The organism is Pseudomonas anuradhapurensis (assembly GCF_014269225.2).
In the GTDB taxonomy this organism is placed as follows: Bacteria; Pseudomonadota; Gammaproteobacteria; order Pseudomonadales; family Pseudomonadaceae; genus Aquipseudomonas; species Aquipseudomonas anuradhapurensis.
Map to the genome: position 1 here is coordinate 641,004 of NZ_CP077097.1, position 19,443 is coordinate 660,446.

The following is a 19,443-nucleotide window of genomic DNA, read 5'->3' on the forward strand; positions in this document are numbered from 1 at the left end:
GCTCAGGTCGTTCATTGTGTTTGTCTCCAGGCTCACGGAAAGGGCTCAGTGCTTGCGCAGGAAGGCGAGCAGCTGCTGGTTGACCTGTTCGGCCGCTTCCATCTGCACCATGTGGCCGGCCTCCGGCAGCACCAGCACTTCGGCTTCCAGCCCTTCGGCATGGCTGGCCGGGATGATCGCGTCCTTGCCGCCCCACACCACCAGTGCCGGGTGTTGCCCCAGCACCCCGCGCAGGTCGTGGCGCTGCCGGTCACCGTCAGCGAGTGCCGCCGCCAGCTGCTGCAGGGCCTGCTCGACCCCTTCCAGGCGCTTGAACTTGAGCATGTCTTCGAGCATCTGGCGGGTGACCAGCGCCGGGTCGGCAAACAGTTGCACCATCTGGGGCTTGAGCGCGTTGCGGTTGGCCGCCGCGACGAAGCCTTGCAGGTACTGGCCGTTGATCGCTTCGCCCAGGCCGGCACTGGCCACCAGGCTCAGGCTGGCCACCCGCTGCGGCGCCAGGCGCGCGACGTTCAGGCTGACCGCGCCGCCCATGGAATGGCCGGCCAGGTGGGCCTTGGCGATGTCCAGGTGGTCGAGCAGGGCCAGCACGGTTTCGCTCAGCTCATCCAGGTCGCCGCGCTGCAACGCCTTGGCCGACTCGCCATGCCCTGGCAGGTCGAGGGCGATCACCCGGCGCTCGGCCGCCAGTGCCGGGTGGTTGAACAGCCAGTTGTTGAGGTCGCCACCAAAGCCGTGCACCAGCACCAGCGGTGTGCCGCCTTCACCCAGCTCGAACCAGCGCAGCTGCCGGCCAGCCACTTCAGCCTTCTGCGGTGCCGGGCCCTGGGCCTGCTCAGCGCCACCGTCGGCGACGAACTCGGCCTGGAAGCGTTGCACCACCGCATCGATCTCGGCTTCCTCGGCTTCGCCTTCCACCACCACTGCCAGCAGGGCGCCGACCGGCAGGGTTTCATCGGGCTTGGCCACCTGGCGACGCAGCACGCCGCTGAACGGGGCTTCGACGCTGCTGCTGATCTTGTCGGTCTCGACGTCCAGCACCTCGTCACCCTTGTTGATCGCGTCGCCTTCCTGCTTGAGCCAGGTGTCGACCCTGCCTTCGGTCATCGACAGGCCCCACTTGGGCATGGTCAGGGTATGGATCTGGCTCATGCGGCACTCCTTGCAGCTTCGATAACCTTGCGCACGGCGGCCTCGATCTTCGCCGCGTCAGGGATGTACAGGTCTTCCAGGGCGTCGGAGAACGGCACTGGGGTGTGCGGTGCGGTGACCATTTCGATCGGCCCCTTGAGCGCGCCGAAGGCCTTCTGCGCGACCAGGGCGCTGATGTCGGTAGCCATGGAGCAGCGCGGGTTGGCTTCGTCGATCACTACCAGGCGGCCGGTCTTTTCCACGCTCTCCAGAATGCTGTCTTCGTCCAGCGGGCTGGTGGTGCGCAGGTCCAGCACCTCGCAGTCGATGCCCTGGCGGGCCAGGTTGTTGGCGGCTTCCAGCGCCACGTGCACCATGCGGCCATAGGTGACCAGGGTCACGTCGTCGCCATCGCGCAGGAAGTTGGCCTCGCCGAACGGCACGCTGTACACCTCTTCCGGCACCTCGCCCTGCATGCTGTAGAGCAGCTTGTGCTCACAGAAGATCACCGGGTCGTTGTCGCGGATCGCCTGGATCAGCAGGCCCTTGGCATCGTATGGCGAGGACGGGCACACCACTTTCAGGCCAGGGATGTGGGTCCACAGCGAGGTAAGCATCTGCGAATGCTGGGCCGCCGCGCGCAGGCCGGCACCGTACATGGTGCGCATCACCAATGGGGTGACCGCCTTGCCGCCGAACATGTAGCGGAACTTGGCAGCCTGGTTGAGGATCTGGTCCAGGCAGCAGCCGGCGAAGTCGACGAACATCAGTTCGCACACCGGGCGCAGGCCCTGGGTGGCCGCGCCGACGGCAGCACCGACGTAGCCGATTTCGGACAGCGGCGCGTCGAGCACGCGCCCCGGGAACTGGTGATACAGGCCCTTGGTCACGCCCAGCACGCCACCCCAGGCGTCGTCCTCGCCCGGTGCACCGGCACCACCGGCGACGTCTTCGCCAATGATGAACACGCTGTTGTCGCGGCGCATTTCCTGGGCCAGGGCTTCGTTGATGGCCTGCTGGTAACTGATCTTTCTTGCCATGGTGGTTCTCCTGTTGTTCTTGTAATCCGCAGCTCAGGGGTAGGCGACGTAGACGTCGGTGAGCAGGTCGGCGGGCTGTGGCTTGGGATCGGACTTGGCGCGGCGCACGGCGTCTTCGATCAGGTCCTCGACGCGGGCGTCGATGGCATCCAGCTGGGCGGCCGTGAGCAGGCCGGCGCGGGTGGTCTTGTTGCGGAACTGCAGCAGGCAGTCGCGGGACTCGCGCAGGTTCTTCACCTCATCGGGGGCGCGGTAGGTTTGTGCATCGCCTTCGAAGTGGCCGTAGTAGCGGCTGAGCTTGACCTCGATCAGCGATGGGCCTTGCCCGGCACGGGCACGTTCGATGGCGGCACCGGCAGCCTCGTACACGGCAAAGAAATCGAAGCCGTCGATGGTGACGCCGGGCATGCCGAAGCCGGCAGCGCGGTCGGCGATGTGGTCGCACGCCACCGACCAGGTCGAGGCGGTAGCTTCGGCGTAGCCGTTGTTCTCGGCGACGAAGATGCACGGCAGGTTCATGATCGACGCCAGGTTCATGGCCTCGAACACTGCGCCTTCGTTGGAAGCGCCGTCGCCGAAGAAGGCCACCGACACATCGTCGCGGCCCTTGATCTTGGCTGCCAGCGCCGCCCCGGCCACCAGCGGTGCACCGGCACCGACGATGCCGTTGGCACCGAGCATGCCTTTTTCCAGGTCGGCGATGTGCATCGAGCCGCCCTTGCCGCCGCAGACGCCGGTCTTCTTGCCGTAGATCTCGGCCATCATGCCGTACACGTCCACGCCCTTGGCGATGCAGTGGCCGTGGCCGCGGTGGGTCGAGGCGATGCAATCGCTGTCGCGCAGGTGGGCCATGACCCCGGCGGCGGAAGCCTCTTCGCCGGCATACAGGTGCACGAAGCCAGGAATCTCGCCGGTGGCGAACTCGACGTGCAGGCGTTCTTCGAAGGCACGGATGGTGCGCATCACTTCATAGGCATGCAGCAGTTGTTCGGTACTGAGTTGATTGGACATCTTGTTGTTCTCCGGGGTTGTCTCAACACGGGTTTGCAGGGTGCAGCCGGTGGCCACGGGGCACGGCCAGCAGGTGATGGCGGGCCGCGTGCGCCAGTACGGCCTCGACGTCCACGCTCAGTGGGCCTTGGTGGTCGAGGGTGATGGTGGGGCTGTCGTGCTCGGCGAATTCGATCTCGCGCTCGCCGTCCAGGGCCAGGGTGCCGCTGGCCAGGCTCAGGCGATGGGCGACACCGGGGCTCAGGGTACCGCTGGCGGTGATGCCACAGCCTTGCAGCAGGCCGGGCGCCAACGGTGCCAGCAGGGCCTGGTCGGCAGCGGGGTTGAGGCGAACCCAGGCGCCGTGCGGGTCCTGCCGGGAAACCGGGCACCACAGGCCACACAGCGCCGAGAGGCCGATGGCATGTGGCTCGGCGAAACAGGCGAACACTTCGCTCAGGTCTTCGCTGCGGCTGAGCGCGCGGGCACCGATGAAACGCTGGGGCGACACCGCCACCTCCACCAGGGCCCATTCGGCAAGCCGTTGTTCGGGCACTATCACCAGCAGGCGCTTGTTGCGGCGCAGGCCGATGCTGGCGGGCACCCGGCCGCTGGCGAGCAGGCCGCCGGCCAGGCCGGCACTGGTGGCTTCGCGCAATTCGGGGAAGGCATTGTTGGTGCCGGTGGACAAGGTCAGCAGCGGCACGTCGCCGGCTTCGGCGGCGACCGCCTTGTGCGTGCCATCGCCGCCGAGCACGGCGATCATCGCCACGCCGCGTTCGACCATGCGTCGGGTGGCCAGGCGGGTATCGGCAACGGTCTGGGTCAGTGGCAGGTCGAGGATCTCGATGGCCGGCCAGTGCTGGTCGCGGGCGACCGGGCCCTGGCTGGCCTTGAGCACGGCAGCGGCGATGCCGGTCATGTCGCTGGGCAGCAGCACCTGGCCGATACCGGTGGCACCGAAGGCGGCGAGCAGGCGCTGGATCGCCGAGGCCTTGTCGGTGCTCGAATAGAGCCCGGCATTGGCAGTCAGGCGGCGTAGGTCGCGGCCAGAGGCAGGGTTGGCAATGATCCCGACAGTCGGGGCGGGTAGCGGCATGGCGCACCTCGTTTCTTGTTTGCCAGTGCCGGAGCAAGCGCGGTGCCAGTTTTGTTGAAGTTGGCTGGAATGGCCGAGCCAGAGCGGTTTCGTTGCGCAAAGGCGGGCGTGCATGGCCAGGCCGGCGAGACGCCGGGTGCCAGCCGCGCGATGGCCCGGCCGAGACGCTGAGACGCTGCGTCTCAGGCCGGCCGGTAATCACTCAGTGCTTGTCGGGGCATGCCCGGAGGCGCTTAATGGCCGGACAACGATAAAAACAGCAACGAGAACCGGAGGGCCTGAATGCTTGCCGCGAACTCCCGAGCCCATGTCGATTGCGTCAGCCGGGTGCTGAAGAATGCCGATCGCCTGCCGCAGGCGCCGGTGCCACCGCTGATCCTCGATTCCTGGCGCCGTTCCATGGAGCTGTACCGTCTCGACCCCGCTTCCCAGCAGGGGCCGCGTATTCTCTCCCAGAGCCTACTCAACGAATGCCGCGAACGGGCCGAGCTGTTCCTGCGCATCGCCAGCGATGCCGTTGCGCGCCTGCATGAGCGGGTGCGCGGGGCCGATTATTGCGTACTGCTCACCGACGCCCAGGGGCGCACCATCGACTACCGGGTCGAGTCGGCCATCCGCAACGACTGCCGCAAGGCCGGGTTGTACCTGGGCACTTGCTGGTCCGAGGGTGAGGAGGGCACTTGCGGGGTGGCCGCGGTGCTCACCAGCAAGGCGCCGGTCACGGTGCACAAGCGTGACCATTTCCGCGCTGCGTTTATCGGCCTCACCTGCACCGCGGCGCCGGTGTTCGACCCGCTGGGCGAGCTGCTGGGCGTGGTCGACGTGTCGGCCTTGCAGTCACCGGACGACCGCCGCAGCCAGCACCTGATCCGCCAGCTGGTCGAGCAGACCGCGCGCGAGATCGAAAACGCCTTCTTCATGCACAGTGCCCAGGGCCATTGGGTGATGCGCGCCCATGGCACGCCGGGCTATGTGGAAAGCCAGCCCGACTACCTGCTGGCCTGGGATGCCGATGGCCGCCTGCAGGCCATCAACAGCCTGGCGCGGCAGCGCCTGGTGGAGCGCCTGGGGCGGTTGCCCGAGCACATTGGCGAGTTGTTCGACATCGACCAGTTGCGCCGGGTCAATGGCGCATCGGCCCAGCGTTTGCCAGGCCTGGGCGGGCTGTATGGCCGGGTCAGTGCACCACAGCAGCGCCAGCGCGCGCAGCCCTTGCGCCAGGCCCAGGACGCCCGCATCGAGCAGCACCTGCGGCTGGCCACGCGGGTCAAGGACTGCAACCTGGCGGTGCTGGTGCAGGGCGAGACCGGGGCCGGCAAAGAGGTGTTCGCCCGCCAGTTGCACCAGCAGAGCCTGCGCCGTGACGGACCGTTCGTCACCCTCAACTGCGCGGCCATTCCGGAAAGCCTGATCGAGAGCGAACTGTTCGGTTATGTCGCCGGGGCGTTCACCGGGGCCTCCAGCAAAGGCATGCAGGGCCTGTTGCAGCAGGCTGACGGCGGCACGTTGTTCCTCGACGAGATTGGCGACATGCCAGTCAACCTGCAGACCCGCCTGTTGCGCGTGCTGGCCGAAGGCGAAGTGGCACCGCTGGGCGCTGCGCGGCGGGAGCGGGTGGACATCCAGGTGATCTGCGCGACCCATCGCGACCTGGCGGCGATGGTCAAGGAGGGGCGTTTCCGTGAGGACCTCTACTTCCGCCTGGCCAATGCCCGCTTCGAGTTGCCACCGTTGCGTGAGCGCGAGGACCGGCTGGGGCTGATTCACCAGTTGCTGGCCGAGGAAGCCGCGGCCTGTGGAGTCGAGGTGGTGCTGGCGGATGATGCGCTACAGGCGCTGTTGCTGTACCGCTGGCCGGGTAACCTGCGCCAGCTGCGGCAGGTGCTGCGTTATGCCTGTGCAGTGAGCGAAGGCGGGCAGGTGCAACTGCAGGATTTGCCACAGGAGGTGCGGGGCGATGCGGTCGCCTGCGCTGACAGCGTGGTGTCCTGTCCGGCCCGGCAGCTGTTGCTGGATGCGCTGATCCGCCATCGCTGGAAGCCGGCCGATGCGGCGCGGGCTTTGGGGATTTCGCGGGCGACCTTGTACCGGCGGGTGCATGAACATCACATCGAGATGCCGCGAATGAAAGGCTAAGCCTCGTCGCGGTCCCTGTAGGAGCGGCCTTGTGTCGCGATGGGCCGCGCAGCGGCCCCAGGATTTCAGCTTCGCCGCAGATATTGCCGGGGCCGCTTCGCGCCCCATCGCGACACAAGGCCGCTCCTACAGGGACCCAGACCAAGCCCTTGCAGACAATAAAAAACCCCGGCGCAAGTCCGGGGTTTCAGTACTTCACACTATCCGATCACTCCTGGTTGGCCAGTTTGTGCTCGAGGTAGTGAATGTTGACGCCGCCTTTGCAGAAACCTTCATCACGCACCAGGTCGCGGTGCAGCGGGATGTTGGTCTTGATGCCGTCGACGACGATCTCGTCCAGGGCATTGCGCATGCGCGCCATGGCTTCGTCGCGGTCCTTGCCGTAGGTGATCAGCTTGCCGATCAGCGAGTCGTAGTTCGGTGGAACCGAGTAACCGCTGTACAGGTGCGAGTCGACGCGCACGCCGTTGCCACCCGGGGCGTGGAAGTGCTTCACCTTGCCAGGGCTCGGGATGAACTTCTTCGGGTCTTCGGCGTTGATACGGCATTCCAGCGCGTGGCCACGAATAACCACGTCTTCCTGGCGGAACGACAGCTTGTTGCCAGCGGCGATGCTCAGCATCTCCTTGACGATGTCGATACCGGTCACCATCTCCGACACCGGGTGCTCAACCTGCACACGGGTGTTCATCTCGATGAAGTAGAAGCGGCCGTTCTCGTACAGGAACTCGAAGGTACCCGCACCACGGTAGCCGATCTCGATGCACGCATCGACACAGCGCTTGAACACTTCCTGACGGGCTTTCTCGTCGATGCCCGGGGCTGGCGCTTCTTCCAGTACCTTCTGGTGACGGCGCTGCAGCGAGCAGTCACGGTCGCCCAGGTGCACGGCGTTGCCCTGGCCGTCGGACAGTACCTGCACTTCCACGTGACGTGGGTTGGTCAGGAACTTCTCCAGGTAGACCATCGGGTTGCCGAAGGCAGCACCGGCTTCGGTACGGGTGAGCTTGGCCGAGGCGATCAGGTCCTCTTCCTTGTGCACCACGCGCATGCCGCGACCACCACCGCCACCGGCGGCCTTGATGATCACCGGGTAGCCGACGTCTCGGGCAATGGCCAGGGCGACTTCTTCGTCTTCCGGCAGCGGGCCATCGGAGCCCGGTACGGTCGGTACGCCCGACTTGATCATCGCGTCCTTGGCCGAAACCTTGTCGCCCATCAGGCGAATGGTGTCGGCTTTCGGGCCGATGAAGGCGAAACCGGATTTTTCCACCTGCTCGGCGAAGTCGGCGTTTTCCGCCAGGAAGCCGTAGCCCGGGTGGATCGCGGTGGCGCCGGTGACTTCGGCAGCAGCGATGATCGCCGGGATATGCAGGTAGGAATCCTTGGACGATGCAGGGCCGATGCAGACCGACTCGTCTGCCAGGCCCAGGTGCATCAGTTCACGGTCGGCAGTGGAGTGCACGGCGACGGTCTTGATACCCAGCTCTTTGCAGGCACGCAGGATCCGCAGGGCAATTTCCCCGCGGTTGGCGATCAGGACTTTTTCGAGCTTCCCAGACATCGTTGGCTCTCCGCGATTCAAACGATGGTGAACAGCGGCTGGTCGAACTCAACCGGCTGGCCGTCTTCTACCAGGATGGCGTCGATGACACCGCCAACATCGGCTTCGATGTGGTTCATCATCTTCATGGCTTCGACGATGCACAGGGTGTCGCCTTTCTTCACGCTCTGGCCCACTTCAGCGAAGTTCGGCGAGGTTGGCGAAGGCTTGCGGTAGAAGGTACCGACCATCGGCGAGCGGATCACGGTGCCTTTCAGGGCTGGCGCAGCGGCAGCGGCTTCGGCGGCCGGGGCAGCAGCAGCGGCAACCGGGGCAGCGGCAGGCGCAGCGGCTACCGGGGCCGGTGCGAAGTACTGCTGGGCAGCAGGGGTCTTGCTGTGGCGGCTGATACGGACCGACTCTTCGCCTTCCTTGATTTCCAGCTCGTCGATGCCAGACTCTTCCAGCAGCTCGATCAGTTTCTTGACTTTACGGATATCCATTAATCATCAACTCCCAAAGGTTCGGTCAGGGGGCGAAATTACAAAAAACGTATCTGAAACGTTTCTCTCGAACCCTGGCCCACCGAGGCCAGGGTTTTCATCATTTGGGCTGTGCGTTGGCAGCCAGTTGTTCCAGCGCGGACTCCAGGGCCAGGCGGTAACCGCTGGCGCCCAGGCCGCAGATCACCCCTACGGCAACATCGGAAAAGTAGGAGTGATGGCGGAACGGTTCGCGTTTGTGCACGTTGGACAGGTGCACTTCGATGAATGGGATGCTCACCGCAAGCAACGCGTCACGTAATGCAACGCTTGTGTGCGTGAAAGCAGCCGGATTGATCAGGATGAAGTCCACACCCTCGTTGCGTGCGGCGTGAATACGGTCGATCAGTTCGTACTCAGCGTTGCTCTGCAGGTATTGCAGATGGTGGCCTGCGGCGCGGGCACGTTGCTCCAGGTCCTGGTTGATCTGGGCCAGGGTCACGGCGCCGTAATGGCCAGGCTCGCGGGTACCGAGCAGGTTGAGGTTGGGGCCGTGGAGCACCAGTAGCGTTGCCATCTGCGATTCCTTGGATTTGTAGGGCAATTCGACACAGCGCGGCGAGTGTGCCGCAAAGCGACAGCGAGTGTCCAGTTCCCGGCAATAGGCAGCACGATGTCCGAGATTCGCGCGAGATATGTGACCAGATAACTAGATCCAGTCACTGATTTTCGGTTTTTTCACCGCGCGCGAGAAGTTATAGACCGACTTTGCCGCGTACGCGTGTAAGAATTTGCGCAAATTCACTGGCGTTTAGCTCGCCAATGACCCGATCAGCGTTGATTTCGCTGCCGTTCGCGGCGAAGAACAACAGGGCAGGGGGGCCGAACAGTTGGTAGCGGTCGAGCAGCGCGCGTTGTTCGGCATTGCTGGCGGTTATGTCGAAACGCAGCAGCTTGAAGCCGGCCAGTTGTGCTTGTACCTGCGGCGCGGTCAGCACTTCGCGCTCGATCACCTTGCAACTGATGCACCAGTCGGCATACCAGTCCAGCAGTACCGGTTGGCCGGCGGTCTTGGCCTCGGCCAGGGCGGCGTCCAGTGCAGCCGGGGTGGTCACGGTGTGCCAGCTATCCGCGGCAGCCGCCGGTTTGCCGCCAGCACTGGCAAGGGCCGGCGGTGGCAGCGGGCGCAGCGGGTCGCCCTGGCCACTGAGCGCGCCGTACCAGCAGGCCACGGCATACACCAGCAAAGCCAGGCCGAGCAGTTGCGCCAGGCGCTGGCGCGGGGACTTGACCACGAACTCCAGGGCGCCCAGGAACAGCGCCACCCCGGCGGCCAGGAAACCGACCAGCAGCAAGGTCAGCGGGCCCGGCAGCACTCGGCTGAGCAGGCCGATGGCCAGGCCCAGCAGCAGCACGCCGATGGCATTTTTCACCGTGTTCAGCCAGGGGCCGCTTTTCGGCAGCCAGGCCGCGCCGCCGGTGGCCACCAGCAGCAGCGGTGCGCCCATGCCCAGGCCCAGGGCAAACAGCTTGAGGGCGCCGCCCAGGGCATCACCACTGGCGCTGATGTACAGCAACGCACCGGCCAGCGGCGCTGAAACACACGGCGAAACCAGCAGGCTGGAAAGCACGCCCAGTATCGCCGCGCCCAGCAGCGAGCCACCCCGGGTGTGATTGGCGACATTATTCAGGCGCTGATTGAGGGCCTGCGGCAGCTTCAGTTCGAACAGGCCGAACATGGCCAGGGCGAACACCACGAAGAACAGTGCGAAGGGCACCAGCACCCAGGCCGATTGCAGGCGTGCCTGCAGGTTCAGGCCGGCGCCGAACAGGCCCATCAGGGCGCCGAGGACGGCAAAGCTGGCCGCCATCGGCAGCACGTAGGCCAGTGACAGGGCCAGGCCGCGCAGGCCGCCGGCCTGGCCGCGCAGCACCACGCCGGAGAGGATCGGCAACATTGGCAGCACGCAAGGGGTGAAGGTGAGGCCGACCCCGGCAAGGAAGAACAGCAGCAGCGACTTCCAGCTCCAGCCATGCTCGGTGCTGGCCGGTGTGTTCGCGCCGGCTTCGCCATCGATGCTCAGGCGTGCGGTTTCCGGTGGGTAGCACAGGCCTTTGTCGGCACAACCCTGGTAGCCCACCAGCAAGGTGAAGGCGCGCGGGTCGTTGCGCGGTAGTTCGATGTCGAGCACGCCATGGTATACCTCGACATCGCCGAAGAATTCATCGTGCTTGGCCTCGCCCTTGGGGATATTCGGCGTACCCAGGGCAACGTCGGCCGGTTCCGTACGGAACTGGAAGCGGTGGCGGTAGAGGTAATAGCCATCGGTGGCGACGAAGCGCAGCTTGATGGTTTGCGCATCGGCCTGGATCAGGTTGAGCCTGAACGCTTCGTGTACCGGCAGGAAGTCGGCGTTGTTGGACAACGAAGCGGCGCCGAGGGTGGCGCTGGGGCGGTTGTCGAGCAGGCCCGTGGCGAAGGCGGGGCTGGCCAGCAGCAGGAACAGCAGGAAAAACAGGCGGCGCATGGCGGACTCGCGAGGTCGAACGTGCCGGGCATGATAGCGGAGTTGGTGCAGGTTGGGGCCATGCTGATGGCGGGGGCGACACATGGCCGCTGGCTGATTTGCTACCTGTGTCAGCCTCTTCGCGGGTAAACCCGCTCCCACCTCGACCGCATAGACCTCAAGCCATACGCTATCCCTGTGGGAGCGGGTTTACCCGCGAAGACGCCAGTACAGGCCAACCTAGACTCTGAAGGCCCGCACCGCCCGGTTCAGCTCACCGCCCAGGCTCAGCAATTGCTCGCCTTGCTCACGCCCCTCGCCAATGCGTTGCAGGTTGTCCTCGCCTAGCGCATGAATGCGTTGGCTGTGGTCGCGAATTTCACTTACCGCGCCACTCTGCTGCGCCGTGACGTCGGCAATCCGCACCGCAGTATCCGCGATGGTGCGGATGGCACTGACGATCTGGTCCAGCGCCCCGTCTGCGGCCTGGGCCTGGCTGGCGGTGGCCTCGGCATGTTCGAGCTGCGCACGCATGCCGGCCACCGAGCCTCTGGCGGCCTGCTGCAGGCGGTCGATCAGTGCCTGGATTTCGCCAGTTGCCCCGGTGGTGCGCTGCGCCAGCGAACGCACCTCATCGGCCACCACGGCAAAACCACGGCCCATCTCGCCGGCACGCGCGGCTTCGATCGCGGCATTCAATGCCAGCAGGTTGGTCTGTTCGGCAATCGAGCGGATCACTGTCAGTACGCCACCAATGGTGGCCGACTCTTCCGCCAGTTGCTCGATCATGCGGGCGTTGCCTTGCACTTCATCGACCAGTGCGCGCAAGCCCGACAGGCTCTGGCCAATCACCGTCTGGCCCTGTTCCACTGCGCGGCCGGCATCGCGGCTGGCGTCGGCGGCGGCGCTGGCGTCACCGGCCACCTGCTGGATGGTCGCTTCCAGTTCACCCAGGGCATCGCGAATCTGCCCGGTGTCACCCGCCTGGCGTTCGGCACCGTCATGCAACGCGGCACTCATGCCGGCAAGGGCATGGCTGCTGCCGGCCACCTGTTCGGCGTTGTGGCGGATGGTGCCGACCAGCTCCACCAGGTACTGGCGCAGGCGGTTGAGCGAATCCTGGATGTCGTGCAGTTCGCGGTTGGTCTTGCCCAGCGTGATGGGCTTGGCGAAGTCGCCTTCGGCCCAGCGCGACAGGGCCGGGGCCAGGCCGGTCAGGGTGCGTGCCAGGCACCGTTGCAAGGTGTCGACCAGCAGGGCGATGAGTAGGATCAGGGCAATCATCAGGCCCTGGATGATGCGTACTTCGGCGGCGATTTTCGCGTGCTGGCTGCGTACTTCTGGCTCCAGCGCGGCGATGGCCTGCTGCACCGCTTGCAGACGCTGGCCGGTGCTGGCGGCCAGGGCTGCTCGGCGCTCGATCTGGTCGCGGGTGCGCTGCAGCTCGGCCGGGTAGCGGCTGAGCAGGCTTTGCAGCTCACGTTTCAGGCCAATTGCGATGTCTTCCTGCTGGGCGCTGGCCTGGGTCTCCAGGCCCATCATGGCCGCAAAGTCGTCGGCGCCGGATTCGGCAGCACGAGTTACCCCAAGCAGTGGCAGGCTGTCGATGATCTGGGCCTGGGCGCGAATCCGCTGCAGCTCGCGCTCGACTTCGTCGGCCAGTTCCGGGCGACTGCTGCTGACCAGCTTGTCCCGTGCCAGCGAAAGGCGACCGAGGTGCACGGTGGCCTCCAGCAGGGGCTGCAGGTAGCGGTTGGCGTCGGCGCTGGCGCTGTCACGCACGTAATCAGCCAGCTGTTCGAAGTTGGCCCCCAGCTCCCGCTCGGCCTGCAGCAACAGCGCCTGCGGGTCGCCGGCCAGCTTGCCGGCAGCCAGCAGTTCCTCGGCGGTGAAGGCCTGCAGGCTGTCCAGGCTGGGGCGTAGCTGGTCAGCCAGTTCGGCGGGCCATTCGGCCAACGCCGCTTGCAGTTGCTGGTTGGCCTCCATGGCCGCTGCGTGGCGCAGGGCATCGCCGCTGGCCAGGTAGGCCTGGATGTTGCCTGCAGCCTGGTGCTGGAACTGCTGGGACAGGCCCAGGTAGTGCTCCATCAATTGATAGGGGCGCTCCAGGGCCCGCTGCGACCACCACAGGGTGGCGCCCAGGGCGATACACACGGTTACCAGCAACAGGGTGTTGAAATTGGTCAGCCACTTCAGGCGCATAGCCGCGAGCTTCCTGCGGGAGGAGAGAGTCGGTGGCTGAAGTTATGGCGGTTGTGTGACGGAGTGATGACGAAAGGGGCTGGTGTCAGATAAAAAAGTGGCACTGTGCCTGTATCTGTATTGCCTGTACTGGCCTCTTCGCGGGCTCGCCCGCTCCCACAGGATATCTACCAGTCCTGAATGCAGCGTAATCCTTGTGGGAGCGGGCAAGCCCGCGAAGAGGCCGGTACAGGCGATGAGCAACTCAGGGCTCTACCCGCACCACGCAATTACGCCCGGCATGCTTGGCCCGGTACAGCGCCTCGTCTGCCGCACTGGCCATGGTCAGTGCATCCAGCCCGTCGTCCAGCTGCACCACCCCGGCACTGAAGGTGCAGCGTAGATCCTGCGGCTGGGCCGGGTAGAGAATTTCGGCAAAGCGCCGGCGGATTTCGTCCAGCACCTTGTGCGCCGCGTGCAGCGCGGTATTGGGCATGACGATGGCGAACTCTTCGCCACCATAGCGGCCAATGAAGTCGGTCTTGCGCAAGCGCTGCTTGAGAAACAGCGCCAGGCTCTTGATCACGCGGTCGCCCATCGGGTGGCCGTGGCGATCGTTGATCTTCTTGAAGTGGTCGATGTCGAGCATGGCGAAGCTCAACGGTTGCTGCTCGCGCCGGGCGCGGAAGCTGCAATCTTCAAGCAGTTGCAGGATATGCGTGTGGTTGTACAGCCCGGTCAGGCTGTCGCGCACCATGCGCGCCTTCAGGTGCCTGGCACGGGCGGCCCGGTTGCGCACCGTGGTGATCAGCTGGCGTGAGCGAAACGGCTTGGTCAGGAAATCATCACCGCCTTCACTCATGGCATCCAGCTGCTTGTCCAGGTCATCCTCGGCAGACAGGTAGATGATCGGCACGCTCACGTAGCGGTCGCTGTGGCGGATGACCTTGGCCAGCTCGGGGCCGGTGCAGGCGGGCATGTACAGGTCGAGGATGATCAGGTCGGGCTGGAAGTCGGCCAGTTCGGCCATGGTGCGGATGGGGTCGGTCAGGCTGCGGGTGAGCATGCCGGCACTGCTCAGCACCTTCTCGGTGTGCAATGCCTGGGTGCGCGAATCGTCGATGATCAGCACGCGCAACGGGTCGTGCGGGGTAGCGTTGGTCAGCCGCTCGACCTTTTCCAGCAGGCTGGAGGCTTCCAGGGTACCGGTGAGAAAGTCCTGGGCCCCGGCGCGCACCGCGGCCAGGCGCGTCGGGGTATCGGTTTCGTGGTGGCTGAAGAACAGCAGCGGAATGTGGCGGGCCAGCCCCTGCTGGACCTGGGCCGCCAGCAGCAGGCCTTGGCCGGCGCCGTTGAAATCGACATCCATGATGATGGCCGAGGGAGGGTATTCGGCGATCGAGGCGTGGAATGCCGACGTGCTGGCCAGCGCCTGCACCACCAGGCCAAAGAATTCCAGTTGCTGGGCCAGGCGCTGGGCACGTTCGTGGTCCTGCAGCAGGATGTACACCGGCTTGCGGATGGGCGATGGCAGCAACTGGCCGAGCGGGTCGTCCTTGCGCAGGCCGCTACGCGTCAGCTGTTGGGCGGGGCACTGCGGGCTCGGCTCGACTGCTTGGCTCATGTCCTGGCTACTTTGTAGGGGTGGGAGGTGCAGAGGCGATGATGGCTCTATGCTAGCAGTTCTTTGCCGGTGCGTGAGTGCTCTGTATCAACAAAGCGGGCAGAACGAATATTCAGTTGCCGACCGATTGGTCGCTTATGCGTAAGGCGGTGTCTGCTTTATAGTGCAGCCATGCGGGCTTGCCGTGGCACCCTGGCACAGGCCTGTGGTCCAAGCCCCTGAACCGTCGTGACTGATTAAGGACAAAGCCATGCTGGACTGGAAAAACCGCGAGGCCCAAGCCGAGCCCCGTGAGCGCGTCGATGGCCGTGGCGCCGCCGCCCGTAGCTACCTTGGCGGCCTCTGGAGCCGTGCACTGGGCACCCTCATCGGGTTGTACCTGCTGGTGTGTATCGGCCTGGGCTGGTACTGGAGCCAGGAGCCGGCCCTGTTCCCGGTGCAGCAGAACGCCCAGGCTGCAGCCGAGCGCGCTGGCCAGCAGATGGTGGTGGGCTACACCACCGTCGAAACCCTCAAGACCGTGGCTGGCACCTTGTTGAACAAGCCGGGTGGCTACATTTCCAACGACCGCTTCCCGCCAGGGTTGTGGATGGACAACATGCCCAGCTGGGAGTACGGCGTGCTGGTCCAGGTGCGCGATCTGTCCCGTGCCCTGCGCAAGGACTTCGCCCGCTCGCAATCGCAGTCCACTGAAGACGCCGACCTGGCCAAGGCCGAGCCGCGCTTCAACTTCGACAACAAGAGCTGGATCCTGCCATCGAGCGAATCGGAGTTCGAAGAGGGCATCAAGTCGCTGAGCCGCTACCAGACCCGTCTGGCGGCTGGCGACAAGGGCGCGATCTTCTATACCCGTGCCGACAACCTGAACAACTGGCTGGGTGACGTGGCCACCCGCCTGGGCTCGCTGTCGCAGCGCCTGTCGGCCAGCGTTGGCCGGGTCAAGCTCAACACCACGCTGAAGACCGAGTCGGTGGTTGCCGGCCAGGCGCCGCAGGTGGATGAAGAACTGGTGGAAACCCCGTGGTTGCAGATCGACAACGTGTTCTACGAAGCCCGTGGCCAGGCCTGGGCGCTGTCGCACCTGCTGCGCGCGATCGAGGTGGACTTCGCCGACGTGCTGGCGAAGAAGAACGCCACGGTCAGCGTGCGGCAGATCATCCGTGAGCTGGAAGCCTCGCAGGAAGCCTTGTGGAGCCCGATGGTGCTCAATGGCAGCGGCTTTGGCATGTGGGCCAACCACTCGCTGGTCATGGCCAACTACATTTCCCGGGCCAACGCCGCAGTGATCGACCTGCGTCAGCTGCTGTCGCAGGGTTGAAGATGGCTATCAGCCCTGACGAGGCCGCCCACCGGGCGGCTTCCGACCGCGAGCTGGTCACCTGGGTGGACGAAGCCGACCAGGTCCTGGGGGCCTTGCCACGCGCCGAGCTGCGCCAGCGCGGCCTGATTGGGCGGTGCACGTTCATTCTGCTGTTCAACAGCGCCGGTGAGCTGTGCGTGCACCGGCGCACCCTGAGCAAGGCGCTGTACCCGGGTTACTGGGATGTGGCGGCAGGAGGCATGGTCACCGCCGGGGAGGCCTATGCCGATTCGGCGGCGCGCGAGCTGGCCGAGGAGTTGGGCATCGACGGTGTCGAGTTGCGCTTCCACGAGCGCTTCTACTTCGATCAGCCGGATAACCGCTTGTGGTGTGCGGTGTATTCGGCGGTGTCGGATGCGCCGTTGCGGCTGCAGCCAGAGGAAGTCATCGAGGCGCGCTTCATTGGCCTGGAGCAGGTCGAGCAGGAGCGCCTGGCAAAGCCGTATTGCCCGGACTCGTTGACGGCATTGCAACGCTATAAAGCCAGCCTCGAATAGGGCTGGGAGCCATGCCGGCCCCTTCGCGGGTAACCTGCACCCACAGGTACTGCGAAGGCCTCCTGGCCTGTGAAATCCCGCTGGCAGCGGGTTTACCCGCGCGGGGTCGCAAAACTTTCGCAAAATGCCGCAATCCGGTACTTAGCAACAGTCGCATTTATCGTTAAACTGCGCGCCCTTTTCGGGCTGCCGCAGTTCTTGTGGCAGTAGCGCCGCCCCTGCCAGAGTGGGGCTTCGCGGTCGGCTCCCGCCGACCAGTTTTTGTCCTCAGCCCAGAGGAACAAAAGTGGCCAAGAAAGCTTCGTCCTTCGCCGCCCTTGGCGGTCTTGTTTACTCCACCGACGCTGGTCGGCACTGTCCCGACTGCAGCCAGCCGGTGGATGCCTGTATCTGCAAGCAGCAAACCATTCCCGAAGGTGATGGCATTGCCCGTGTGCGCCGCGAAAGCAAGGGCCGCGGCGGCAAGACCGTGACCACCGTCAGCGGTGTGCCGCTGCCGCTCGAACAGCTCAAGGAGCTGGCCTCCACCCTCAAGCGCCGCTGCGGTACCGGTGGCGCCCTGAAGGATGGGGTCATTGAAATCCAGGGCGACTATGTCGAGCTGTTGATCGGCGAGCTGATCAAGCAGGGTTTCAAGGCGAAAAAGTCCGGCGGCTGATGCGGCCACGCGCTTTTTTGCCCAGTGCTTTCTAAACTCGTTGCCGTGACCAGGGTCTACCTTGGGCACGGACGAATCGTCATTTTTGGCTTTTACACTGCGCCCGCCTCCTTGCGGGGCAGTGTCTTCGACTTATCTATAGGGGACTTGAATGTCCGTACGACGCACACGCAAAGACGATGGTAGCCAATGGACCGTGGCCGACAGCCGCAGTGTTTATGGCATCCGTCATTGGGGCGCTGGTTATTTCGCCATCAATGAAGCCGGGCGCGTCGAAGTGCGCCCCAACGGCCCGCAAAGCGCACCGATCGACCTGTTCGAACAGGTCGACGAACTGCGCCAGAGCGGCCTGTCGCTGCCATTGCTGGTGCGCTTCCCAGACATTCTGCAGGACCGCGTGCGCCAGCTGACCGGCGCCTTCGATGCCAACATCGCGCGCCTGGAATACCAGAGCCAGTACACCGCGCTGTACCCGATCAAGGTCAACCAGCAGGAAGCGGTGGTGGAAAACATCATCGCCACGCAAAACGTTTCCATCGGCCTGGAAGCCGGCTCCAAGCCCGAGCTGCTGGCGGTGCTGGCGCTGGCGCCGAAGGGCGGCACCATCGTCTGCAACGGCTACAAGGACCGCGAGTTCATCCGCCTGGCGCTGATGGGCCAGAAGCTCGGCCACAATGTGTTCATCGTCATCGAGAAAGAGTCGGAAGTGGCGCTGGTGATCGATGAAGCCGCCGAGCTCAAGGTCAAGCCGCAGGTAGGCCTGCGCGTGCGCCTGTCGTCGCTGGCCTCGAGCAAGTGGGCCGACACCGGTGGCGAGAAGTCCAAGTTCGGTTTGTCAGCTGCCCAGCTGATTTCGGTGGTGCAGCGCTTCCGCGATGCCGGCCTGGACCAGGGCATTCGCCTGCTGCATTTCCACATGGGTTCGCAGATCGCCAACCTGGCCGACTACCAGCATGGTTTCAAGGAAGCCATCCGGTACTACGGCGAGCTGCGCGCGCTGGGCCTGCCGGTGGACCATATCGACGTCGGTGGTGGCCTGGGCGTGGACTACGACGGTACCCACTCGCGCAATGCCAGCTCGATCAACTACGACATGGACGACTATGCCGGCGTGGTCGTCGGCATGCTCAAGGAGTTCTGCGATGCGCAGGGCCTGCCGCACCCGCACATCTTCTCGGAGAGTGGCCGCTCGCTGACCGCGCATCACGCCATGCTGGTCATCCAGGTAACGGATGTCGAGAAACACAACGACGACGTGCCGACCATCGAAAACAAGGAATCCCTGCCCGAGACCGTGCAGTGGCTGGTCGACCTGCTCGGCCCGACCGACATCGAGATGGTGACCGAGACTTACTGGCGCGCCACCCATTACATGGGTGACGTGGCCGCGCAGTACGCCGACGGCAAGATCAGCCTGGCCGAAAAGGCCCTGGCCGAGCAGTGCTATTTCGCCGTGTGCCGGCGCCTGCACAACTCGCTGAAAGCCCGCCAACGCTCGCACCGCCAGGTGCTGGACGAGCTCAACGACAAGCTGGCCGACAAGTACATCTGCAACTTCTCGGTGTTCCAGAGCCTGCCGGACACCTGGGCCATCGGTCAGGTGCTGCCGATCATCCCGCTGCACCGCCTGGACGAGGAGCCAATGCGCCGGGCCGTGCTGCAGGACCTGACCTGCGACTCGGACGGCAAGATCAACCAGTACGTCGACGAGCAGAGCATCGAGACCAGCATGCCAGTGCATGCGGTGAAGGAAGGTGAGGACTACCTGCTGGGCGTGTTCCTGGTGGGTGCCTACCAGGAAATCCTCGGTGACATGCACAACCTGTTCGGTGACACCGACTCGGTGAACATCTACCAGAACGCCGACGGCAGCGTGTACCACGCCGGTATCGAGACCCACGACACCATCGAGGACATGCTGCGCTACGTGCACCTGTCGCCGGAGGAGTTGATGACTCATTACCGTGACAAGGTGGCCAGTGCCAGGATCAGCGCGCGTGAGCGGACCCAGTATCTGGATGCCTTGCGCCTGGGGTTGACCCGGTCTTCGTACCTGTCGTCCTGAGTCCAGGGGGCCGCTTTGCGGCCCATCGCGACACAAGGCCGCTCCATGAGATAGCGGTTACAAATGGAGACAGGGTGATGGGGCCTGTCGTAGGAGCGGCCTTGTGTCGCGATCTGAGGGCGTAGCCCTC

Annotated in this window: 15 protein-coding genes; 5 read left to right on the top strand and 10 right to left on the bottom strand. The window is 64.9% G+C overall.

The window, feature by feature from the left end; genetic code table 11:
* Nucleotides 1–45 precede the first annotated feature (45 nt).
* Genes HU763_RS02920 through HU763_RS02935 form a run of 4 tightly spaced genes read right to left on the bottom strand, consistent with a single transcriptional unit; the run spans nucleotide 46 to nucleotide 4,260 of the window.
* The gene (locus tag HU763_RS02920) at nucleotides 46–1,152 is read right to left on the bottom strand and encodes an acetoin dehydrogenase dihydrolipoyllysine-residue acetyltransferase subunit (RefSeq protein ID WP_186689683.1); all 1,107 of its coding nucleotides are present in this window, start codon (nucleotides 1,150–1,152) and stop codon (nucleotides 46–48) included.
* The gene (locus tag HU763_RS02925) at nucleotides 1,149–2,171 is read right to left on the bottom strand and encodes an alpha-ketoacid dehydrogenase subunit beta (RefSeq protein WP_186689681.1); all 1,023 of its coding nucleotides are present in this window, start codon (nucleotides 2,169–2,171) and stop codon (nucleotides 1,149–1,151) included. The genes HU763_RS02920 and HU763_RS02925 overlap by 4 nt, the downstream gene beginning before the upstream one ends.
* Nucleotides 2,172–2,204: 33 nt before the next feature.
* Nucleotides 2,205–3,182, bottom strand: coding sequence for a thiamine pyrophosphate-dependent dehydrogenase E1 component subunit alpha (locus HU763_RS02930; RefSeq protein ID WP_170028092.1), 978 nt, complete (start codon nucleotides 3,180–3,182; stop codon nucleotides 2,205–2,207).
* 22 nt (nucleotides 3,183–3,204) lie between these two features.
* Nucleotides 3,205–4,260, bottom strand: a complete 1,056-nt coding sequence (locus HU763_RS02935; protein WP_186689679.1) for an ATP-NAD kinase family protein — start codon at nucleotides 4,258–4,260, stop codon at nucleotides 3,205–3,207.
* 282 nt (nucleotides 4,261–4,542) lie between these two features.
* Here HU763_RS02935 and HU763_RS02940 point away from each other — a divergent pair, with 282 nt between their 5' ends.
* Nucleotides 4,543–6,396, top strand: a complete 1,854-nt coding sequence (locus tag HU763_RS02940; protein ID WP_186689677.1) for a sigma-54-dependent Fis family transcriptional regulator — start codon at nucleotides 4,543–4,545, stop codon at nucleotides 6,394–6,396.
* A 208-nt stretch (nucleotides 6,397–6,604) separates the two neighbouring features.
* On the opposite strand, the gene accC is transcribed toward HU763_RS02940, so the two are convergent.
* From accC to HU763_RS02970, 6 genes are all read right to left on the bottom strand, one after another.
* Complete coding sequence (gene accC / locus HU763_RS02945) at nucleotides 6,605–7,960, bottom strand: acetyl-CoA carboxylase biotin carboxylase subunit (protein WP_170028095.1); 1,356 nt, start codon at nucleotides 7,958–7,960, stop codon at nucleotides 6,605–6,607.
* Between the two features lie 17 nt (nucleotides 7,961–7,977).
* A complete protein-coding gene (gene accB / locus HU763_RS02950) occupies nucleotides 7,978–8,442 on the bottom strand; it encodes an acetyl-CoA carboxylase biotin carboxyl carrier protein (RefSeq protein WP_170028096.1) in 465 nt (154 codons plus the stop codon).
* A gap of 100 nt (nucleotides 8,443–8,542) precedes the next feature.
* The gene (gene aroQ / locus HU763_RS02955) at nucleotides 8,543–8,998 is read right to left on the bottom strand and encodes a type II 3-dehydroquinate dehydratase (RefSeq protein WP_003255330.1); all 456 of its coding nucleotides are present in this window, start codon (nucleotides 8,996–8,998) and stop codon (nucleotides 8,543–8,545) included.
* 178 nt (nucleotides 8,999–9,176) lie between these two features.
* Nucleotides 9,177–10,949, bottom strand: a complete 1,773-nt coding sequence (locus HU763_RS02960; protein WP_186689674.1) for a protein-disulfide reductase DsbD — start codon at nucleotides 10,947–10,949, stop codon at nucleotides 9,177–9,179.
* 219 nt (nucleotides 10,950–11,168) lie between these two features.
* On the bottom strand, nucleotides 11,169–13,130 hold the full coding sequence (locus tag HU763_RS02965) for a methyl-accepting chemotaxis protein (protein WP_186689672.1): 1,962 nt from the start codon (nucleotides 13,128–13,130) through the stop codon (nucleotides 11,169–11,171).
* A 244-nt stretch (nucleotides 13,131–13,374) separates the two neighbouring features.
* Nucleotides 13,375–14,733: a diguanylate cyclase gene (locus HU763_RS02970; RefSeq protein WP_186689669.1), complete on the bottom strand. Its 1,359-nt coding sequence runs from the start codon at nucleotides 14,731–14,733 to the stop codon at nucleotides 13,375–13,377.
* A 250-nt stretch (nucleotides 14,734–14,983) separates the two neighbouring features.
* Between HU763_RS02970 and HU763_RS02975 the strand changes: the two genes are divergently transcribed.
* The 4 genes from HU763_RS02975 (at nucleotide 14,984) to speA (ending at nucleotide 19,313) form a co-directional block, all read left to right on the top strand.
* Entirely contained in the window at nucleotides 14,984–16,051 is a 1,068-nt protein-coding gene (locus HU763_RS02975) for a DUF2333 family protein (RefSeq protein ID WP_170028100.1), read from the top strand.
* A gap of 2 nt (nucleotides 16,052–16,053) precedes the next feature.
* Nucleotides 16,054–16,590, top strand: a complete 537-nt coding sequence (locus tag HU763_RS02980; protein ID WP_186689667.1) for an NUDIX hydrolase — start codon at nucleotides 16,054–16,056, stop codon at nucleotides 16,588–16,590.
* Nucleotides 16,591–16,876: 286 nt separating this feature from the next.
* Complete coding sequence (locus HU763_RS02985; protein ID WP_186689665.1) at nucleotides 16,877–17,248, top strand: translation initiation factor Sui1; 372 nt, start codon at nucleotides 16,877–16,879, stop codon at nucleotides 17,246–17,248.
* A 151-nt stretch (nucleotides 17,249–17,399) separates the two neighbouring features.
* Entirely contained in the window at nucleotides 17,400–19,313 is a 1,914-nt protein-coding gene (gene speA, locus HU763_RS02990) for an arginine decarboxylase (RefSeq protein WP_170028103.1), read from the top strand.
* The last annotated feature ends 130 nt before the right edge of the window (nucleotides 19,314–19,443 follow it).